19 protein-coding genes are annotated in these 19,001 nt (G+C 60.7%); 8 read left to right on the top strand and 11 right to left on the bottom strand.

All coding sequences use genetic code 11. The annotated features are described in order from the left end of the window. Window positions 1-48: 48 nt before the first annotated feature. From pseC to AEYBE204_RS22845, 5 genes are all read right to left on the bottom strand, one after another. Window positions 49-1,230 (bottom strand): UDP-4-amino-4,6-dideoxy-N-acetyl-beta-L-altrosamine transaminase, encoded by a 1,182-nt coding sequence (gene pseC, locus AEYBE204_RS22865; protein ID WP_023460703.1) that lies wholly within the window; start codon window positions 1,228-1,230, stop codon window positions 49-51. Continuing rightward, window positions 1,227-2,273, bottom strand: coding sequence for a UDP-N-acetylglucosamine 4,6-dehydratase (inverting) (pseB, locus tag AEYBE204_RS22860; RefSeq protein WP_023460702.1), 1,047 nt, complete (start codon window positions 2,271-2,273; stop codon window positions 1,227-1,229). Before pseB ends, pseC begins: the two co-directional genes overlap by 4 nt. A 66-nt stretch (window positions 2,274-2,339) precedes the next feature. Further along, complete coding sequence (locus AEYBE204_RS22855) at window positions 2,340-3,119, bottom strand: WecB/TagA/CpsF family glycosyltransferase (protein ID WP_023460701.1); 780 nt, start codon at window positions 3,117-3,119, stop codon at window positions 2,340-2,342. A gap of 60 nt (window positions 3,120-3,179) precedes the next feature. Then, window positions 3,180-3,860: an OmpA family protein gene (locus AEYBE204_RS22850; protein WP_023460700.1), complete on the bottom strand. Its 681-nt coding sequence runs from the start codon at window positions 3,858-3,860 to the stop codon at window positions 3,180-3,182. Window positions 3,861-4,030: 170 nt separating this feature from the next. Next, the gene (locus AEYBE204_RS22845; RefSeq protein WP_023460699.1) at window positions 4,031-5,797 is read right to left on the bottom strand and encodes a S1C family serine protease; all 1,767 of its coding nucleotides are present in this window, start codon (window positions 5,795-5,797) and stop codon (window positions 4,031-4,033) included. 302 nt (window positions 5,798-6,099) lie between these two features. On the opposite strand from AEYBE204_RS22845, the gene AEYBE204_RS22840 reads away from it, so the two are divergent. Beyond that, the gene (locus tag AEYBE204_RS22840) at window positions 6,100-7,095 is read left to right on the top strand and encodes an isopenicillin N synthase family oxygenase (protein WP_023460698.1); all 996 of its coding nucleotides are present in this window, start codon (window positions 6,100-6,102) and stop codon (window positions 7,093-7,095) included. 100 nt (window positions 7,096-7,195) lie between these two features. On the opposite strand, the gene AEYBE204_RS22835 is transcribed toward AEYBE204_RS22840, so the two are convergent. From AEYBE204_RS22835 to AEYBE204_RS22815, 5 genes are all read right to left on the bottom strand, one after another. Then, window positions 7,196-9,091 carry a M2 family metallopeptidase gene (locus AEYBE204_RS22835; protein WP_023460697.1) on the bottom strand — a complete coding sequence of 632 codons (1,896 nt, stop codon included), beginning with the start codon at window positions 9,089-9,091 and terminating at the stop codon, window positions 7,196-7,198. A gap of 120 nt (window positions 9,092-9,211) precedes the next feature. Next, window positions 9,212-9,772 carry a hypothetical protein gene (locus AEYBE204_RS22830; protein WP_023460696.1) on the bottom strand — a complete coding sequence of 187 codons (561 nt, stop codon included), beginning with the start codon at window positions 9,770-9,772 and terminating at the stop codon, window positions 9,212-9,214. Window positions 9,773-9,782: 10 nt separating this feature from the next. Beyond that, window positions 9,783-10,475, bottom strand: a complete 693-nt coding sequence (gene mtgA, locus AEYBE204_RS22825) for a monofunctional biosynthetic peptidoglycan transglycosylase (RefSeq protein ID WP_023460695.1) — start codon at window positions 10,473-10,475, stop codon at window positions 9,783-9,785. 154 nt (window positions 10,476-10,629) lie between these two features. Further along, on the bottom strand, window positions 10,630-11,619 hold the full coding sequence (locus AEYBE204_RS22820) for a WD40 repeat domain-containing protein (protein ID WP_023460694.1): 990 nt from the start codon (window positions 11,617-11,619) through the stop codon (window positions 10,630-10,632). Between the two features lie 137 nt (window positions 11,620-11,756). Beyond that, complete coding sequence (locus AEYBE204_RS22815) at window positions 11,757-12,902, bottom strand: GTP-binding protein (RefSeq protein WP_023460693.1); 1,146 nt, start codon at window positions 12,900-12,902, stop codon at window positions 11,757-11,759. Between the two features lie 290 nt (window positions 12,903-13,192). Between AEYBE204_RS22815 and rplU the strand changes: the two genes are divergently transcribed. From rplU to rlmH, 7 genes are all read left to right on the top strand, one after another. Next, entirely contained in the window at window positions 13,193-13,711 is a 519-nt protein-coding gene (rplU, locus tag AEYBE204_RS22810; RefSeq protein ID WP_023460692.1) for a 50S ribosomal protein L21, read from the top strand. A gap of 26 nt (window positions 13,712-13,737) precedes the next feature. Beyond that, on the top strand, window positions 13,738-14,007 hold the full coding sequence (gene rpmA, locus AEYBE204_RS22805) for a 50S ribosomal protein L27 (RefSeq protein WP_023460691.1): 270 nt from the start codon (window positions 13,738-13,740) through the stop codon (window positions 14,005-14,007). 367 nt (window positions 14,008-14,374) lie between these two features. After that, a complete protein-coding gene (locus AEYBE204_RS22800) occupies window positions 14,375-14,992 on the top strand; it encodes a GNAT family N-acetyltransferase (protein ID WP_023460690.1) in 618 nt (205 codons plus the stop codon). A 132-nt stretch (window positions 14,993-15,124) separates the two neighbouring features. Continuing rightward, window positions 15,125-16,177, top strand: coding sequence for a GTPase ObgE (gene obgE / locus AEYBE204_RS22795; protein ID WP_023460689.1), 1,053 nt, complete (start codon window positions 15,125-15,127; stop codon window positions 16,175-16,177). An 8-nt stretch (window positions 16,178-16,185) separates the two neighbouring features. After that, on the top strand, window positions 16,186-16,839 hold the full coding sequence (locus tag AEYBE204_RS22790) for a nicotinate-nucleotide adenylyltransferase (protein WP_023460688.1): 654 nt from the start codon (window positions 16,186-16,188) through the stop codon (window positions 16,837-16,839). Between the two features lie 140 nt (window positions 16,840-16,979). After that, window positions 16,980-17,360 carry a ribosome silencing factor gene (gene rsfS / locus AEYBE204_RS22785; RefSeq protein ID WP_023460687.1) on the top strand — a complete coding sequence of 127 codons (381 nt, stop codon included), beginning with the start codon at window positions 16,980-16,982 and terminating at the stop codon, window positions 17,358-17,360. A gap of 1 nt (window position 17,361) precedes the next feature. Further along, entirely contained in the window at window positions 17,362-17,853 is a 492-nt protein-coding gene (gene rlmH / locus AEYBE204_RS22780; RefSeq protein ID WP_023460686.1) for a 23S rRNA (pseudouridine(1915)-N(3))-methyltransferase RlmH, read from the top strand. 45 nt (window positions 17,854-17,898) lie between these two features. On the opposite strand, the gene AEYBE204_RS22775 is transcribed toward rlmH, so the two are convergent. Beyond that, entirely contained in the window at window positions 17,899-18,903 is a 1,005-nt protein-coding gene (locus AEYBE204_RS22775; protein ID WP_023460685.1) for a TerC family protein, read from the bottom strand. Between the last annotated feature and the right edge of the window lie 98 nt (window positions 18,904-19,001).

Here is a 19,001-nt window from a genome sequence, read left to right as displayed (position 1 = left end):
TCAAATCCACCTCCCCCAGCAAGCTGGGGGAGTATAAAAGGAGGGCGGTCATCCGAGCACCGCTTTCAACGCCTCGACCACCCTCGCCGGATCGGCGTCGGTCATGTCGGGATAGAGCGGCAGGGACAGGGTCGAACGGTAAAAGGCATCGGCCCCCGGCAGATCGCGTGCGGCCCGTTGCGTTTGCCACCAAGGCTGGCGATGCACGGGGATATAGTGAACCTGCGTGCCGATGCCGTGAGATTTCAGTTCGGTCATGACCTGAGCGCGGGGCTTGCCTGCGGTAAAGTCGATCGCCACGGCCATCAGATGAAACACCGGATCGGTGACGGCATCCGGCGACGGCCACGAGACAGACAGGTTAGTCTTGAAAAGGGCTTCGTAGGCCGCGACCAGCGCTTTACGGCGCTCGATGAACTGCGGTAGGCGCTTCAGTTGCGCCACGCCCAACGCACAATTGAGGTCCGGCAGGCGGTAGTTGAACCCCAGTGCCTGCATTTCATAGACCCACGGCCCGGTGTCGTCGCTGTCGCCATAGCCGAGCCCCTCGAACTGCGCCGGATCGCGCTCGATGCCGTGGCTGCGCAGGAGGCGCAGTTTCCGCGCCAGATCAGGATCATTAGTGGTGATTGCCCCGCCCTCGCCAGTCGTCAGGGTCTTGACCGGATGGAAGGAGAAGACGGCCATATCCGAGGCCGCACACGACCCGACCGAGCCTTGCGCGCCGGACGTCCCCAGCGCATGACAGGCGTCTTCGATCAGGAACGCCCCGCGCGCCTGACAGGTCGCCGCGATGTGGCTTAGGTCGACCGGGCGACCGGCATAGTGAACGGAAATGGCTCCGGCAAAGCGATAACCAAGGTTATCGATCAGGCTCAGGGCCGCATCGAAGCTTTCATCCGTGATCAGACCGGTCAGCGGATCGACATCGGCGAACACCACCTGCGCACCGCAATAGGCAACACAATTGGCCGAAGCGGCAAAGGTGATCGACGGCACGATGACGACGTCATTCGGACCCAGATTCTGCGTCAGAACCGCCAGATGCAAGGCCGCCGTGCCGTTCGACACGACTACGGCTTCTTTCGCGCCAACGGTTGCGGCCAGTTCGCGCTCGAAGCGCTCGACCATCGGGCCGGTCGTCAGGTAGTCGGAGCGCAGGGCCTCGACGACGGCGGCGATGTCGCTGTCGTCGATCGATTGCCGTCCGTAAGGCAAAAACCCGCTCACGCGAAATAGGCTTCCATCATAGCGCGAATACCCTCGACATCGAGGCGTTCGGGGTTGATGTCGCTGGAATAGGCGAAGCCTTCTTCGACCTTTTTCGCGCCGACCGTTTCGGCGCCGTCACGCGGATATTCGACGAATTCCGGCTCGATCATATAGCGGTCGTCCAACTCCCAGGTGGCGCGGGAATCGTCGGCCGAGATCATGATTTCGTGTAGCTTTTCACCCGGGCGAATGCCGATGGTCCGCTGCGGCACATCGGCGGCCAGAGCGGTCGCCAGATCGCTGACGGTGGTGGCCGGGATCTTGGGCACGAAGATTTCGCCGCCGCGCGTCGTTTCCAGACACGACAGGACGAAATCGACGCCCTGAGTGAGTGATATCCAGAAGCGCGTCATGCGCGGATCGGTGATCGGCAGATCCTTGGCACCCTGCGCCAGCAGCCGCTTGAAATAGGGTACGACCGAACCGCGCGACCCCACCACATTGCCGTAACGCACGACGCAGAACCGCGTGCCGATATCGCCGGACAGGTTGTTGGCGGCGACGAAAATCTTGTCCGAGGCCAGCTTGGTCGCGCCATAAAGGTTGATCGGCGAGCAGGCCTTGTCGGTCGATAGCGCCACGACACGCTTCACGCCTTGTTGCAGGCAGGCCCAGACGACGTTTTCCGCGCCGTTAACATTGGTCGCGATGCATTCAGACGGATTATATTCGGCGGCGGGCACCTGTTTCAGGGCGGCGGCATGGACCACGATATCGACGCTGCGGAAGGCCAGTTCCAGACGCGGACGGTCGCGCACATCGCCGAGGAAAAAGCGCAGCTTAGCCAGTTTTTCCGGCGGAAAGGTTTCTTCCAGCTCGCAGCGCATCTCGTACTGCTTGAGTTCGTCGCGCGACAGGATGATGACCTTTTTCGGGTCGTACTGCTCCAGCAGGGTCTTGACCAGCTTGCGACCGAAACTGCCCGTACCGCCGGTGATCAGGACCGACTGGCCCTTGACCGGATCGCCCTGCGGCGCGAAATCCCTGAAAATATCAGCCATACGCTCGAAATCCCTATCACTCGTCGAGAGATTGTCGCGCGCGCCGCTGAAATATTGGTTAATATCCTAGACCGTTCGCTTGCTGCGTTGCTTGAGATCACCCAGCATTTGCGGGATAAGCACCCACGGCTCGACGAAATAGCGCTCAAACAGGCGTTTCGGCTCGTGGAAAAAGCGCACCAGCCACTCGACGCCCATCTGCCCGGCCCAGCGCGGCGGCGTGTACATGACCCCGGCCTCATAATCGAAGGCCGCACCTACGGGGAGGATGACGCAATCGGGCAGGCGGTCGAGATTGTTGAGTATCCACGTCTCCTGACGCGGCATCCCCATACCGACCAGCAGCACATCGGGCTTATGCGCGGCGATATCGGCGAGCAACAGGTCGTTGGCCGGACCATTGACGTCGAAATAGCCGCTGCGGACCTCAAGCTGTGCATCGGGATGGCGCCTGAGGATAGCCTGTTTCGACGCGGCATTATGTTCCGGCGCGCCGCCGATATGATAGACGCGCCAGCCTTCGGTCACGGCGCGGCTCCAGAAGGTGTCGCGGAAATCGAGATAGGTGCAGCGGTGGGCGCGCGACACGTTGTGCCCCATCAATTTCGCCCAGGCGATCATCGGCACGGAATCGATCTCGATCAGGGCCGCGTGATCGTAAAAGCGGCGCATGTCGGCGCGCTTCTGGAACAGGTACAGGCTGTGCAGATTGTGGTTGGCGACGATGGCCTTCTGCCCGCGCGCGGTGCTGATGAAGTCCATCACCATGTCCGGTGTGACGACATCGACCTCAGCCCCCAGCAGGGGCAGGCGGCGGACAGACAAAGGGCGGCATGAATGTTCCATGCCGCCCAGCTTAGTCTAAAGCCGTTTCAATCCCCTGACGAAACAGGGTTAAAGAGAGGTTTACTCCGTCACCGGGCGCAGGGTGATTTCCACGCGACGGTTCTTGGCGCGGCCTTCCGGGGTCGCGTTCGAGGCGATCGGCTGACGCGAGCCCATGCCCGCGACGAACAGACGCTGATTGGCGACGCCACGACCGGTCAGGTAGGCCGCAGTCGAATTGGCGCGGTTTTCGGCCAGCGGCTCGTTGATAGCGTCCGAACCGGTCGAATCGGCGTGACCGACGATATCGACATAGGTCGAGGGATACTTGTTCAGCACAGTGGCCACGTCGTTCAGCGTCGAATAGAAGCCGGACTCGATGGTCGAGCTGCCGGTGGCAAACGTCACGTCGGACGGCATGTTCAGGATGATGTTGTCGCCGTTACGCGTCACACCGATGCCCGTACCGGCCAGTTCCTTGCGCAGTTCGGCCTGCTGCTTGTCCATGTAGTTGCCGATGGCCGCGCCCGACAGCGCGCCGATACCGGCGCCGATGACGGCATTCTTGCGACCCTGCTCACCCTTGTTGGTATTGGTGGCGTAGCCGAGCGCTGCACCGGCAGCGGCCCCGATCAGGGCATTGGTCTTGGTGTTGTCGCGCACGACTTCGCCGGTGTTCGGGTCGGTGGTCGTGCAGGCCGCCGTCAGCAGCGCGAGGCCGGTCAAGGCGCCAAAGACTTTCAGTCCAGCAAAATTACGCATTTTGGTCTCTCCGTAGGTTTATCCGGCATCGATGGGACGCCTCTGAAGGCACAGTTAGCCCCTTTCACATGAACCTATGATGAAGGGCATAAATAGCCAATGTACGGGAAATAAGGATTCGTTAAGGTTGTCGTAAAATCTTAACGCAGAAATATAAAAAACCGATCTGGCTACGAAGTTTTCTCAGGCGCTTTACGGCATTTCCACACCGTTTCAGTCTCCGGTCCGGCGGTCAGAAAAGATTGCGCCAGCGTGCGAACCTTACGCAGATTGTCCTTCAACGCTTCCGATTGTCCGGTATCTTTACCGCTCACACAACGCAGCGAACCGAGCGCCTGACGCTGCGACACATAGGACCGGTGCGCCTCGTCGCTCAGGCGATAATCGCTGCGTTTGAAGACCAGACCGTCGCGCGACAGCTCCAGCCGCGCCGCGACCGGTTCGGCGTCCGATACGGTAAAGCGCAACAGCGTGCCATTGGGCTGCACTTCGTAGGGTGTACGGCCGCTGACGCAGGCATGGGCGGCGTCGAATTCGAAATCGATGGGCCCCACCCCGGCCAGCGGCTTCGGCGAGGCCTTGAGATCGACATCGCAGTTTAAACGCATGATCGCCGGACTGACGGCGGAAACTTCGGTCTTTTGCGACATTTTCTGGAACATCGGGCTTTCGCGCAGGACGAAACCGAGCGCGATCAGCACGACGACGGTGCCCAGCGCGATCCAGCCCCACGGGAAAGGATGTTTGGCATGGACTTTTTTCTCGACCGGTTCCGGCGTTTTGACGACCGGACGGGCGCGCGGATTGGGGATCGACAGCGCCGGGTTCAGGGTCGCCGCATCATCGGCGGTGGGCGCGCTGTAGGCCGTCGGCGCGTCCTTTTCCTTGTGTGGGCGGCGGCGGATGATCAGGGCGATCAGCACGACGACCAGCAACGACAACAGGACCAGCGCCCCCAGTTGCAATTGATCCATAACGGCGTTCAGCTGTTCGGCCTTGCGCTGCTCCTCGATACGCTTGGCCTGAGCGTCGCGATAGGCGGCCAGGGCCTTCGACAGGCCTTCATCCTTGACGATTTCGTCGGCGGTCTTGGCGTAACAGGGGTCGGATGTCGTCTGAACCGGCACGCCCGCCGATTGCAGAAAGGTGTTGAGCGCCGAGACGTGGGTCGCCACATACTGGCCCGCCGGGACATCCATGTCGCCGCCTTCGGACATGGTCGACACCGCCGACCAGGTGTTGACGCCGACGACCTGACCGCATTCGTCCATCAGCGGTCCGCCGGAATTACCCGGATTGATCGGGGCCGTATGAAACAGCGTGTCGACGCGTGAGCCGTCCGGGTTGGTCGAGGCGAACAGCGCGATCGAGCCTTGCGTCACATAGGCATCGGCGGGCTCAAGCAACTCCGTGCCGCCGCGCTTGAGCAGACGGTCGGTAATGCCGGGATAGCCCATAGCCACGACCTGCTGGTTTTTTTGCGGCACCAGCGACAGTTTGAGCGGTGCGATCTTGAGCCCTTCGGCGCGCAGCAGCGCCAGATCGCCCTCCATCCATGGGCGGGCCAGCGTCACCTGCTGATAGGCGGCACCGGAATCCTTGTGTGGGACGATATAGATTTCCGCCGAGGTCGCTTCGGGCGGGGTTTCGATGACGTGGTAGTTGGTGACGATATAGCCCGGCGCGACGACGAACCCCGATCCCATGCCGACCGCATCGAGCGGCACGCCGCCGTAGCCGCGATAGACGACCAGCACGCGCACCACCGACTGTTCCGACGTTTTCAGCGCCTGTGTCGAATTGACCGGTTGCAGGGCCGGATCGAGGCTGTCGAGCGCTTCGGCATTGGCGGGTTCTTCGGGCAGGAGCTGCGCCGCCACCGGCCAGCCGAGCGCGCACAGGGCCACCGCCGACAGGGCGAAGACGCCCGCGGTCAAAATCTTGCCGAACCGAAACCTAACCCTGACCACCCGTGGAAACCGCCCGAAAAACGCCATTACGCGACACTAAATATGTTCGCATCAAAACGACACCCGCGCCGTCGCTGCAATCAAAAAATCGCGCAACAGCATACATGAGTCGCTCACTGTGATACTATTGCGCGGGTCAGCGGCTCCAAATGAACGAAAAGCAGCGCACGGTTCTGAAAATACGCGCGTGCCGCGACCATTTATCCGCTTGCATGGCGATGCCTGCATCGTCATAAAAGTATCATCTGAAAGCACCAAAAGAGTAAGCCATGTCCGACACCGCCCTTTACGATTCCGCGCCCCTGTCCACCGCGCCCGCGATCGAGCCGGTGCCCCTGTCGCTCTATGATACAGACCTGTCTGCCTTCTCGCAGAAACTGGGGTCGTCGTTCGAGCGCTACGGCTTTGCGGTGCTGTCGGGCCTGTTCGACAAGGACGGCGCGGGTCTCGACAAAGCCCTGGTGGACAAGGCCTATGCGCTGGCGAAAGACTATTTCGAGCTGCCGGTCGACACCAAGACCGCCCACCACGAAAAGGGCAAGGGCGGCGCGCGCGGCTATACGCCGTTCGGCGTCGAAACCGCCAAGGGCTATACGGCCAGCGACCTGAAAGAGTTTTACCACATCGGCCGCGACCTGCCCGAAGACCATCCCTATCGCGACCATATGCGCGACAATATCTGGCCCACCGAGGTGCCTGAGTTCAAAGAGACGTTTCAGGCGCTTTATGCGGCGCTCGACGGCCTCGGCAAGAAGGTGCTCAAGGCCATCGCCATCTATCTCAAACTCGATCCGGCCTTCTTCGACGACAAGGTCGAACTGGGCAATTCGGTCCTGCGAATGCTGCACTACCCGCCGGTGGACAAGGCCGGGGCCAGTGTGCGCGCCGGGGCGCACGGTGATATCAACGCGATTACGCTGCTGATGGGAGCGGAAGAACCGGGTCTGCAACTGCTCGACCGCGACGGGTCGTGGCTGCCGATTACGCCGCCGCCGGGAGCCATCGTCATCAATATCGGCGACATGCTGTCGCGCCTGACCAATCACGTCCTGCCCTCGACGATCCATCGCGTCGTCAATCCGGCGGAATCGCGCAAGGGCTTCTCACGCTATTCGATGCCGTTCTTCCTGCATTTCGAAAGCCCTTACGTGATCGAAACCCTGCCCGGCACGATCACCGCCGAACGCCCGGACCAGTATGCGGGTCAGTCGATTACCGCCAACGACTTCCTCCAGCAGCGCCTGCGCGAAATCAAGCTGGCCTAGGCGCAGTCTGCACAATTATAGCCTGTTATAACGAAAACGGAGAAGGCTCCCCTTCTCCGTTTTCTATTCCGCGCGGCAGGTTAAAAAAGCAAAGCCAGTCCTACCACCCGCACTGCTGACCCTTGTTCTGCACGATCAGCCATTCGTTGAGCGGTTTGAAGTACTCCGCCACCGCCGAAGCATCGGTCTGACGTGTGCCCGTGAAGCTTTCCAGCGCGTCCGGCCAGGGCTTCGACTGCCCCATCTCCAGCATGGCGTTGAACTTCGTGCCGACCTCTTTGTGGCCGTAGATCGAGCAGCGATGCAGCGGGCCTTTCCAGCCGATCTGATCGCAGGCGGCCTTCTGGAACTGGAACTGATAGATGTGGGCGAGGAAGTAACGCGTATAGGGGACGTTACCCGGCACGTGATACTTGGCGCCCGGATCGAAGGCATCGGTCGGACGCACGCCCGGCGGCGTCAGGCCCTGATACTGATTGACCAGCTCCCACCAGCGGCTGTTGTACTGCGCCGGCGTGATCTTGCCGGAATAGACTTCCCAGCGCCAGCGGTCGACCATCAGGCCGAACGGCAGGAAAGCCACCTTGCCAAGTGCCATTTTCAGCAGGTAGGGGATGTCCTCGGACTCGCCCGGCACCTTATCGAGCAAGCCGATCTGGTTGAGATAGACCGGGGTCACGGCGCTCAGGCCGATGAAGTCGCCGATAGCCTCGTGGAAGCCGTCATTGGCGCCGTTCTTGAACAGGAACGGCTGGTCCTTATAGGCACGCTGATAGTAGTTGTGACCCAGTTCGTGGTGGACCGTATAGAAGTCCTCGCCATTGACGTTGGTACACATCTTGATGCGCAGATCGTCGATATTGTCGACGTCCCAGGCCGAGGCGTGGCAGACGACTTCGCGGTCTTTCGGGCGCACGATCTGAGAACGTTCCCAGAAGGTCTGCGGCAGGGCGGCAAGGCCCAGCGAGGTATAGAAGCCCTCGCCCGTCTTGACCATCTTCGTCGCATCGTACTTCTTGGCGACCAGCAGTTTGTCGAGCGAATAGCTGGAGCCCTTGATGTTCTTGGGGGCGACCACGTCGTAGATATTGGCCCAGTCCTGTGCCCACATATTGCCGAGCAGGTCGGCGCGGATCGGGCCCTTGTTCGGTTGCACCGCGTCGCCGTACTTTTCATTCAGCTTGCGACGGACATAGCAGTGCAGGTTCTGATAGAAGGGCTCGACCTGCCCCCACAGGCGGTCGGTTTCCGCGGCGAATTCATCCGGTCCCATATCGTAATTCGAGCGCCACAAAGCGCCGGTATCGGCAAATCCGAGCCCCTTGGCGCCTTCATTGGCCAACGCCGCCAGCTTGGTATAGTCGCCCTTCATCGGCACGGAAATGGTGCGCCAGCCTTCGAACATGGCGCGCAGCAGGACCGGATCGCGCGAGGTCGCCATGACCTCCGACGCGTCGTCCAGCGTATAGACCTTGCCCTTATAGGTGAATTTCCCCGTTGCGTAGGTCGAGTCGAGCGAGGTGGCCAGCTTGGCCATTTCCTCGGCCGCGCCGGGCTTGTCGGCGGCGGGCAGCGTCAGGGACAGCTTGAGCAGGTTCAGCTTGCGGCGGGTGACCTCGTCGACCTGCACGTCGTTGAACTTGGCCGCGCCCATGGCCAGCTTGACATTGGCTTCGGTGTAGTCGGCATTGGCCTTCGATTCCAGCCACATGGTGTCGTAGGTGATATAGGTGTTGCGCACCCACTGCACACGGGCGGCGTATTCCCCCATGGTGGCGAGCTTCGCCTCTGCGGCCTCGACATAGGCCTTGGCGTCTTCGGCGGTAGGGCCAACGACCGGCGGCGGGGCCGGGGTTTCGGTGAGCGACGGCGCTTTCGGCGCGGGCGGAACGATATCCTTGATCAGGGCTTCCGGCGGCATGGAGGTACAGCCCGACAGCAGCACACCTGAGATCAGGGCAGGCCCTGCGACGGACACCAACAAACGCTTGATCATCAAAACCCTCCTGAAAAATGCAGCGCGCGGCCTTTTGCGGGGCGGCCAGCATGCGCGAAAATACGGAGGGAAAGTGACGCCGTTTTCAAGCGTTCGTCAAGAGAGGTTAATGATGTAACCTTAACTCAATAAACCCACGAGCGCGAGAAGCACGGCTTGCCAGTCGGACGAGAGCGCCAGAAGGGTAGTCGTTGCGTTCAGTGCGTAATATCCGAGCGTAAGACTGCCTGCTAATACGAAAAATACGCCAATTAACAAAGTGAGGCCGGATGCCGGTTTTTGCTCCCGCGTCAACGGATCGTTATGTCGGTGATCAAGCGCTCTATTTAGGAAAGGCCATTCCCGCCGCTCTTTATTGCGGTGGGCTCGGATGGCTTTCCCTCGAAAAACTTCCGCCAAGCCCAGACACAAGACCACGACCGCCCAGGTCATATGATGAACCGTGCTGCCAAAGAACTTGTCCTTTTCCGCCAGAGCCGCCCCCAGAAAAAACAAGGTCGAGGTCCAAATGGCCGACATGGCGATCAGAACCAGAGCATAATAAACCCGGTCGGTCGGACGACCTTTTCGGGTGCCGGAAACAAGCTGAAAAGCCGTATGCAACCAAATACCGGACACGGCGATAACCAGGCCCAGGTGAAACAGAACGGTTATTCCACCGGTTTCAATAACCTCAATCACCTTGCCCCCTTTAATCCAGCACGCACGTTTCGATGCCCTCGCGCTTGACGAGGCCGGCATTGGCGCTGATCTTGCCGGAGCGGCGCTTGACGTACTTGCCGGAATTGGCCGCCTTCCACTTGAGCGGCGACGGCAAAATGGCCGCCAGCCGCGAGGCCTCCGATCGCGTCAGCTCCGAGGCCGACTTGCCGAACCAGTATTGCGAGGCAGCCTCCGCGCCATAGATGCCCGGCCCCCATTCAGCGCTGTTCAGATAGACCTCCATGATCCGTTTCTTGGACCACAGAGTTTCGATCAGCAGGGTGTAGTAGGCCTCGACGCCCTTGCGCACATAGGAGCGCTGCGGCCACAGGAAGGCGTTCTTGGCGGTCTGTTGCGAAATGGTCGAGCCGCCGCGCACCTTGCGCCCGCGCGCGTTCGAGCGCTGGGCCTTCTCGATGGCGGTCATGTCGAAGCCGTAGTGCGTACAGAACTTGGCGTCTTCGGCGGCGATGACCGAGACCTTGAGGTTGTCGGAGATACGCGATAGCGGCACCCATTCGTGGTGGTAGCCCTTGCCCTCGGCCAGACGCTGCACCATCAGAAAGGTCACCGGCACCGGCAGAAAACGATGCACGGCGACCGACAGGACGCTGAACGCGAACCCGCCTACCACCAGCATGACCAATATGCGACCTATGCCGAATTTTGTCTTAGCCCCCACGGCCACAACTCCGTACACACCATCAATACTCCCCCGCCACGCGGGGGAGGTGGATTTTGCCGAAGGCAAAAGACGGTGGGGGGCCTTTCCACCGCAAGGCCCCCCTCTGTCGCTTCGCGACATCTCCCCCACAAGTGGGGGAGTATGAAATCGGTTACTCCGCCTCGTATATATACACGTTTCCGTCTTCGTCGCCAAATATCAGGCGATTGGCCTCTCCCGACACGCTCAAGGCCGTGATCGCCGCGCCCTTTTCGCGCTTGATCCAGTCGATACCCGTAGACTGAAGTTCCGCCAGCCAGACGCGTCCATCCTCGGTCCCGGCGGCCAGCAGCGTGTCCTCGACCGATCCGGCAACGACCGTCACCATGGTCGATTCTTCGGCATTGATCTCGGAGGCCTCCTCGCCCATCGGACCATTGGCCTTTAGAAAGGGCCAGACGACTGCGCCATTGGCCCCTGACGTCGCCAGCAGCTTGCCTTTGGCGAAGAAGTCGAGCGACTTGATCTTGGCCGGATAACCGCCCATGCGCATGTCCTTGGCGTCCGACAGCCGCCAGCCGTGCAGGGCGTTTTCCTGCATGGCGGTAATCAGGAACTTGTCATCCGGACTGATGGCGATTTTGGTGTGCGAACCGGCCCATTTGAGCAGGACGGGCTTTTGCTGGGCGATGCGCGAAAACCAGACAGCGACGCCGTTATAGCTGGCCCCGTAAAGCTTGCGGCCCTTGGCGTCGAAGGTCAGGTCGGCGATCGAGGCCGTATGCTCGAAGACCACCGGTGCGGTCTTCTTGACGATATCGAAGACGTAAACCTTCTTGCCCGCCGAGGCCGCGATCAGCATGGCCGCCCCATTGGCAGCGATCGCGTCGAACCACGCCCCCTTGATGTGAGCGATCTCGATAGGACCGGAGTCCTTGGTCGTCCATACGATGCGCCCGTCGTCGCCTCCGGTGATAATGCCAAGGCCTGACGGATGGATCACCGCACTCAGGATACCGGCATTCGGGTGCGGCTCAAACACCGCGTCGACATCGGGAAACACCACGCGGCCATCGCCCAGAGCCACTACCGGATCGTCGGCGGAATCGAACAGGGCAGCGATGACGTATTCGTCGAAATGTTTCTCAAAAGCGAAGGGCATAGGTCTCTCTATCATTCCCCTCGCCCCTTTGGGGAGAGGGTGGCGCAAAGACGAAGTCTTTAAGCCGGGTGAGGGGGCGTCTCAGACGCTGAAGTGTGCCCCCTCACCCCAGCCCTCTCCCCAAAGGGGCGAGGGAGCTATTGTACAATACAGGCCTCGAACCCGGCCTTCAGCGCCGCGTCATCAAGGTGACGACCGATGAAGACCGCGCGGCTCAGGCGGTGTTCGCCTTCGCGCCAGCGCTGTTGCAGTTCGCCTTCGAGGATCATGTGTACGGCCTGAAAGACCAGACGCTTTTCTTCGCCCTGCACGTGGAGGATGCCCTTGGCGCGCAGGATGTCCTGCCCCTTTTCGGCCAGCAGCTTGTCGAGCCACTTGGTGAACTTGACGCCATCGACCGGCTTTTCCGACGACAGCGACACCGAGCGGATTTCATCGTCGTGAATCGGGTTCAGGTGCGAATGTGCATGGTCATGATGATGGTGATCGTGGCCGCAATGTTCGTCATGAACGTGACCGGGCTCACCATGTGCCGGGTTGTGCCCATGATCGTGATGGTGATGTCCGTGGTCATGACCATGATGGGGGTGATCATGCCCGCAGTCGTCGCCGCAATCCACGCCGTGCTCGTCGTGATTGGCGATGGTTTCCATCTTGTCGAGCGAGAAGCGGTGCTGGTTGAGCAGGCTCGTGATCTCGACGCCAGACCGTTCGGCACGCTGGATCGAGGCCAGCGGGTTGAGGCCCTTGATGCGCGCCTCTACCTCGTCCAGCTCGGCGGCGGTCACCAGATCGGTCTTGTTGAGGATCACATGGTCGGCAAAGGCGATCTGTTCCTTGACCACGCGGTCGGTGGCCAAGGCCGATTTGAAATGCTTGGCATCGACCAGCGCTGTCACCGAGTCGAGATAGGTGCGCGCCTTGACGTCTTCGTCGACGAAGAAGGTCTGGGCCACCGGGCCGGGATCGGCGAGGCCCGTGGTTTCCACGATGATGGCGTCGAAACGACCCTTGCGCTTCATCAGGCCGCTAAGGATGCGGATCAGGTCGCCACGCACCGTGCAACAGACGCAGCCGTTGTTCATTTCGAACACTTCTTCGTCGGCGCCGACGATCAGGTCGTTATCGATGCCGATTTCACCGAACTCATTGACAATGACCGCGTATTTCTGCCCGTGGTTTTCCGACAGAATGCGGTTGAGCAGCGTCGTCTTGCCCGCGCCCAGATAGCCGGTCAGGACGGTGACGGGGGTTTTCGCGACGGCGTTTGCGGTATCGGCCATGGGATGCGCTCTCATATGATATACAGTCCGGCTCTAAGTAGGCTTTTGGCAACTGAAATCAAGCCTTGGATTGTACACCGCCGTTTTGCTCCGATATCAGAGCGAATCCGGCAAGGCCTCATTTTGTTGGAAAAGCCCGACAAAGAGCGATTGACTCACAGGCCAAAAACTATATAAAGCGCCCCTCTTCTCCCGGAGGGCAACCTCACGGGGATCATCCTTTTTTGCGCGAACCGCAGGTTTTATCACCGTTCGGGTTTGCCAGTCACTAAAGCTTAGAGGCTAAACCGATGTATGCGGTAATCAAGACCGGCGGTAAGCAATACCGCGTTTCGGCGGGCGATCTGCTCGTCGTTGAAAAGCTGGAAGGCGATGCAGGCGCCGCCATCCGCTTTGACCAAGTTCTCCTCGTCGGCGACGACGCCGGTGCCGTTGTCGGCGCTCCGGTCGTCGAAGGCGCTGTGGTCGAAGGCACCCTGATCGAAACCCGCAAGGGCAAGAAGGTCAAGATCTTCAAGAAAACCCGCCGTCAGGGCTATCGCCGCACCAACGGTCACCGTCAGCACGAAACGGTCATCCGTATCACCTCGCTGAACGGCGCCGGCAAGACCGCCGCCTGGGAAGGCACCGTGTCGCTGGTGACCAAGGCCGAGCTTGACGCCCGCGCCCGTAACCTGGCGCCGCGCAGCCTTGCTGCCGCTGTCGAAGCCCCGGTCGTTGACACCGTGGTCGCTGAAGAAGCTCCGGCCCCCAAGAAAAAAGCTGCTCCGAAGAAGAAGGCCACTGAGGCCTCTTCCGACGAAGCGTAATCGTAACGTTATAGAGGAGTTCAACAATGGCTCACAAAAAGTCCGGCGGCTCGTCGCGTAACGGCCGCGATTCAGAATCCAAGCGCCTTGGCGTAAAGAAGTACGGCTCGGAAAACGTCCTCGCGGGCAACATCCTCGTCCGTCAGCGCGGCACCAAGTTCTTCCCGGGTGACAATGTCGGCCTCGGCCGCGACCACACCCTCTTCGCCACCGCCAACGGCGTGGTGAAGTTCACGACTAAGCGCGACAACCGCTGCTATGTGTCGATCATTCCGGCCGCTATCGCTGCCGAATAAGCGATCTGAAAGATGTGTCACAGATCGCGCTTAATTTAAGCCGATCTGGACATTGCCTTTGAACGGGGAGTCCGGATTTGTTTCCGGGCTCCCTTTTCGTTTTCGCACGTGCAAAAAAGCTACGCGAAAACAAAGCCCTCCCCTCCAGTTCCCCGTTCGTAAAACCGGCTCCTTACGGAATCTTTATTTCTGCGAGGGCACGGGAGGCCGTATTTTTATGTGCGATCTGTCACTCTCACGTCACACAAGAAACGACACCTCCCGACACTTTAACTCGGGGTCCGCACAAATCGGGCCATAACGAACAAAGCGCGTGGCAAAAGCCATGTGTGTTCACCTCTTTTTTAAGAAGCGAACGGGGAATATCATGATCGTCAGAACACCCGAAGTCCACAGCCTGCCCCTCAGCAACCGCGCCGCTATTGGCCGCCTCGCTGGTCGCGTCAGCCATGCCGTGCAGACCAAGCGCCTCTATCTGTCGGGCCTGTGCCCGGACGATCTCGATGATGTGCGTCAGGTCTTTGCCCACAAATCCGTGGCGCGCATGACCCATGCGATCGCGCATCCGTTCACCGCGTTCGACGCCAAGGCCTTTATAGATAAGGCGCGGATGAATTCGTCGCCGCGTTTGCCGGTCTTTGCGGTGCGCGACGAGTCCGAAAACCTGATTGGTATCACCAGCCTTGACCGTGCGACCTGCGGTCAGACCGGCGGATTGCACCTGTTCGGTCCTTCGGTCGGCATCTGCATCGCGCCGGAGTTCCAAGGCCACGGCTATGGCCTCGAGGCGCTGGAAGGCCTGATCGGCTACGCGGAACGCTTCGGTGGTCACCGCGTGCTGCACGCCGCGCACTTTGCCGACAACGATCCGTCGGCGCGGATGCTGGCGCGGGCGGGCTTCCTCTATACGGGCCGCCGGACGCTGGAAACCTCGATGGGGCGCGAAGGCCGGCACGAGGCCGTCCATATGATCCGGATTCTGTAGCGGTCATTTTAAGCGCGACATTTTCTCGATTTGAGCATAAGAAGCGCGCAAGGATTTGATCTTCACCCTGACTTAGTTCACAAAGGCGGCTTCCGCAGCAGCGGGGCCGCCTTCAACCGTTCGATTACCTCAATGAAATTCCTCGACCAGTGTAAAATCTTCATCCGCTCGGGCAATGGCGGCGCGGGCTCCGTGTCGTTCCGGCGCGAGAAGTTCATCCCTAACGGCGGACCCGACGGCGGCGACGGCGGCAAGGGCGGCTCGGTCTATATCGAGGCGGTCGACGGTCTGAACACCCTGATCGATTACCGCTACGCCCAGCATTTCAAGGCCGATACCGGCACGCACGGCATGGGCCGTCAGATGCACGGTGCCAATGCCGAAGACCTGATCCTGCGCGTCCCCGTCGGGACTCAGGTATTCGAGGAAGATCACGAAACCCTGATCGCCGACCTCGATACGGTCGGCATGAAGATCATGCTGGCCAAGGGCGGTAATGGCGGCTGGGGCAATACGCGCTTCAAGGGCCCGGTCAATCAGGCCCCCGACTTCGCCCTGCCCGGTCAGGACGGCGAGGAAAAGTGGCTCTGGCTGCGTCTGAAACTGATCGCCGATGCCGGTCTTCTGGGCCTGCCCAATGCCGGGAAGTCGACCTTCCTCGCCGCTTCGTCCGCCGCGCGACCCAAGATTGCCGACTATCCGTTCACGACCCTGACGCCGAACCTCGGCGTCATCGACCTGGGCGCCGAACAGCGCTTCGTCATCGCCGATATCCCCGGCCTGATCGAAGGCGCGTCGGAAGGCGCCGGCCTCGGCACGCGCTTCCTGGGCCACGTCGAGCGGACCAAGGTGCTGATCCACCTGATCGACGGCACACAGGAAGACCCGGTCGGCGCCTATAAGGTCATCCGCAAGGAACTGGCCGCCTATGCCGAGGATCTGGCCGGACGTCCGGAGCTGGTCGTCATCAACAAGGCGGACGCGCTCGATGCCGATACGCGCAAGGACTTGGTCAAAAAGCTGAAAAAGGCCTCGAAACAGACACCTCACCTGATTTCCGGCGTCACCGGCGAAGGCGTGCGCGATCTTCTGTTCGTCGTGCATTCGATGATCGTCGCGGGCGACAAGGCCGAGAAGCACGCCGAAAACCCGCCGTCCACCGCCTATAATCCCTGGGATAACTGACCCGGAAAATGTGGTTCGCCGGTCCCGCCCCCATTGTGCATAGCCTGCGCTGCGGTGCGCTGAGGACCGGGCTGCACCTTGAGCGCGGCATGAAAATCGGCCTGTTCGGCGGGTCGTTCAATCCGGCGCACGAAGGCCACGCCCACGTCGCCGAAACCGCACGACGGCGGCTGGGGCTCGATCGCATCATCTGGCTGGTCTCGCCGCAGAACCCGCTGAAATCAACGCGCGATACGGCCCCGCTCAGCGAACGCATCGCCGCCATCAAGCCGTTTATCGGCCCGAAAGATATCATTTCGGATTTCGAGACGCGTATCAACGCCACCTATACCCTCGACACCTTGCGCGCGCTCAAGGCCCGCTATCCGGGCGTAAAGTTCGTGTGGATCATGGGCGGCGACAGTCTGGCTTCGTTCCACCGCTGGCGCGGCTGGATGCAGATCGCCCGCATGATCCCCATCGCCATCGTCTCGCGCCCCGGCGTGCTGATGAAAAGCCGCCTGTCGCCCACCGCGCGGCGCTTCGCCCACTATCGCTATAAGGAACGCGAGGCCCACATCCTGCCGGACAAAAAAGCCCCCGCGTGGGTCTATCTCAAAGGACCGCTGCACAATGCGTCCTCGACCGCCATCCGGGCGCAAAGGCTGTCAGCAAAAAACTAAAATACAAACCGTGACCCGGACCCGCATTTATGGTACGGTACGGCCAACTTATCCACACGGATACCCTTTTCAGGAGTAACACACTGTCTCGTCAGCTTGCGCAAGATGCGCATTCGGAAACCCCTGCCGCCGCTGCGGCGGTGGATATCGACCAAAACCCCGTCGAATTTGAAGCGGAATCGCTTGAACACGCCATCCTCACCAAGCTGGATGACGACAAGGCGCAGGACATTGTCTGCATCGACCTGCGCGGCAAAAGCTCTGTCGCCGATACCCTGATCATCGCGTCGGGCCGTTCGCACCGTCACGTCGGCGCTTTGGCCGATCACGTCATGCGCGCGTTGAAGGAACAGGGCTTCGGCAAGGTACGCGTCGAAGGCCTGCCGGCTTGCGACTGGGTGCTGCTCGACGCCGGGGACGTGGTGGTTCACCTGTTCCGTCCGGAAGTCCGCAGCTTCTACAATATCGAAAAGATCTGGTCCGTGTCGTCGAACCACACGATCGACCCGCTGCGCCAGTAGGATGAGGCTGCTGCTGGCCGCGGTCGGCAAGCTCGGCAACACCTCTGAAAATACGCTTACGCGCGACTATCTCAGCCGCGCCACGCAGACCGGCCGGGCCCTGGGGCTCGGGCCGGTCGAACTTTTAGAGATCGAGCCCAAAAAGACCGCCAAATCGCAAGAGTCCGTGCTCAACAAGGCGCGCGAAGCCGAGGCCATCCGCACGGCCCTGGGCGACGGCGTGTGCCTGATCACCTGCGACGAACGCGGCGAACTGCTGACCTCACGTCAGATTGCCCAGCGCGTCGATAAGCTGAAAGACTCCGGCGAACGCAAGCTGGCCTTTCTGATTGGTGGCGCGGATGGGCTGGATGCCGATCTGGTCAAGTCGGCGCGCTTCTCGCTGGCCTTCGGGCCGCAGACCTGGCCGCATGCGCTTGTCCGGCTGATGCTGGCCGAGCAGATGTACCGCGCGACCACCATCCTTGCCGGATCGCCCTATCACAGAGACTAAGCGCATCCCAAAAAGTGTGCAGCGGTTTTTGGAATCAGATGCGCGCTAATCATTCTCCTTGTCGTCTTTGGCGTTGAACGGAAAGGCCCCGTGCGGATGGGCACTTTTCGGCTTGATCAGCAGCGACAGGATCACCGTCAGGACAAGGATCGAGGCCGTGCCGCCCAGCGACCACGTCACCGGGATCTTGTAGATATCGATCAAAAGCATCTTGGTGCCGATGAAGACCAGCACCAGCGCCAGGCCGTAGGGCAGAAGGTGGAAACGTTCGTGCATCCCCGCCAGCAGGAAATACATCGCCCGCAACCCCAGAATGGCAAAGACGTTCGAGGTCAGGACGATGAACGGATCGGTCGTGATGGCGAAGATCGCCGGGATCGAATCCACGGCAAAGACCACGTCGATGACCCCGATGAGCAGCACCACGACCAGCAACGGCGTCGCCAATCGCTTGCCGTTGAACCGCGTGAAAAACTTTTCGCCGTCGTAATTCGGTGAAATCGTGAAATGTTTGCGCACCCATTTCAGCGCCGGATTGGCTTCCATATCGGGCTCTTTCCCGGCGGCCAGCCACATCTTTATGCCCGTGAAAACGAGAAACGCGCCGAACACATAAAGCACCCAGTGAAACTGCGCGATGACCCACGCTCCGATCAGGATCAAGCCGCCGCGCAGCACCAGCGCCGTCAGGATACCGATCATCAGGGCGCGTTTCTGATATTCGGCGGGCACGGCGAAATAGGTGAACAGCATGAGGAAGACGAAGATATTGTCGACCGCAAGCGCTTTTTCGACCAGATAGCCGGTCAGGAACTCCAGCGCCTTGCTATTGGCCAGGGCGGGTTCAGGCCCCGTGCCGCCTAACCGCCACCAGATAAAACCCATAAAAGCCATGCTGGCGGCGACCCAGATCAGCGACCAGATAGCCGCTTCTTTCAGGGAGACCTTATGCGCGCCCTGCTTGTTCATGGCGAAAAAGTCGATGAGCAGGGCGATGACGACAAAGGCCGCGAACAGCGACCACAATAGCGGCGTACCGACAGAAGACATGGGAACCTCACGGGCTGGACAGGTGGATACCGGTCCCAGTCTCGCCATCTGCGCGTTTTCAACGCACATTCCGCAAAGCCGGAAGACAGACAGGACTG

The organism is Asticcacaulis sp. YBE204 (assembly GCF_000495855.1).
GTDB lineage: Bacteria > Pseudomonadota > Alphaproteobacteria > Caulobacterales > Caulobacteraceae > Asticcacaulis.
This window is presented reverse-complemented; position numbering and strand designations above follow the sequence as displayed.

Excerpts from the sequence above, each read along its gene's own strand:
- pseB (WP_023460702.1), bottom strand. The coding sequence starts at position 2,273 with ATGGCTGATATTTTCAGGGATTTCGCGCCGCAGGGCGATCCGGTCAAG.
- AEYBE204_RS22855 (WP_023460701.1), bottom strand. The coding sequence starts at position 3,119 with ATGGAACATTCATGCCGCCCTTTGTCTGTCCGCCGCCTGCCCCTGCTG.
- AEYBE204_RS22850 (WP_023460700.1), bottom strand. The coding sequence starts at position 3,860 with ATGCGTAATTTTGCTGGACTGAAAGTCTTTGGCGCCTTGACCGGCCTC.
- AEYBE204_RS22840 (WP_023460698.1), top strand. The coding sequence starts at position 6,100 with ATGTCCGACACCGCCCTTTACGATTCCGCGCCCCTGTCCACCGCGCCC.
- AEYBE204_RS22835 (WP_023460697.1), bottom strand. The coding sequence starts at position 9,091 with ATGATCAAGCGTTTGTTGGTGTCCGTCGCAGGGCCTGCCCTGATCTCA.
- AEYBE204_RS22820 (WP_023460694.1), bottom strand. The coding sequence starts at position 11,619 with ATGCCCTTCGCTTTTGAGAAACATTTCGACGAATACGTCATCGCTGCC.
- AEYBE204_RS22815 (WP_023460693.1), bottom strand. The coding sequence starts at position 12,902 with ATGGCCGATACCGCAAACGCCGTCGCGAAAACCCCCGTCACCGTCCTG.
- rplU (WP_023460692.1), top strand. The coding sequence starts at position 13,193 with ATGTATGCGGTAATCAAGACCGGCGGTAAGCAATACCGCGTTTCGGCG.
- rpmA (WP_023460691.1), top strand. The coding sequence starts at position 13,738 with ATGGCTCACAAAAAGTCCGGCGGCTCGTCGCGTAACGGCCGCGATTCA.
- AEYBE204_RS22800 (WP_023460690.1), top strand. The coding sequence starts at position 14,375 with ATGATCGTCAGAACACCCGAAGTCCACAGCCTGCCCCTCAGCAACCGC.
- obgE (WP_023460689.1), top strand. The coding sequence starts at position 15,125 with ATGAAATTCCTCGACCAGTGTAAAATCTTCATCCGCTCGGGCAATGGC.
- AEYBE204_RS22790 (WP_023460688.1), top strand. The coding sequence starts at position 16,186 with ATGTGGTTCGCCGGTCCCGCCCCCATTGTGCATAGCCTGCGCTGCGGT.
- rlmH (WP_023460686.1), top strand. The coding sequence starts at position 17,362 with ATGAGGCTGCTGCTGGCCGCGGTCGGCAAGCTCGGCAACACCTCTGAA.
- AEYBE204_RS22775 (WP_023460685.1), bottom strand. The coding sequence starts at position 18,903 with ATGTCTTCTGTCGGTACGCCGCTATTGTGGTCGCTGTTCGCGGCCTTT.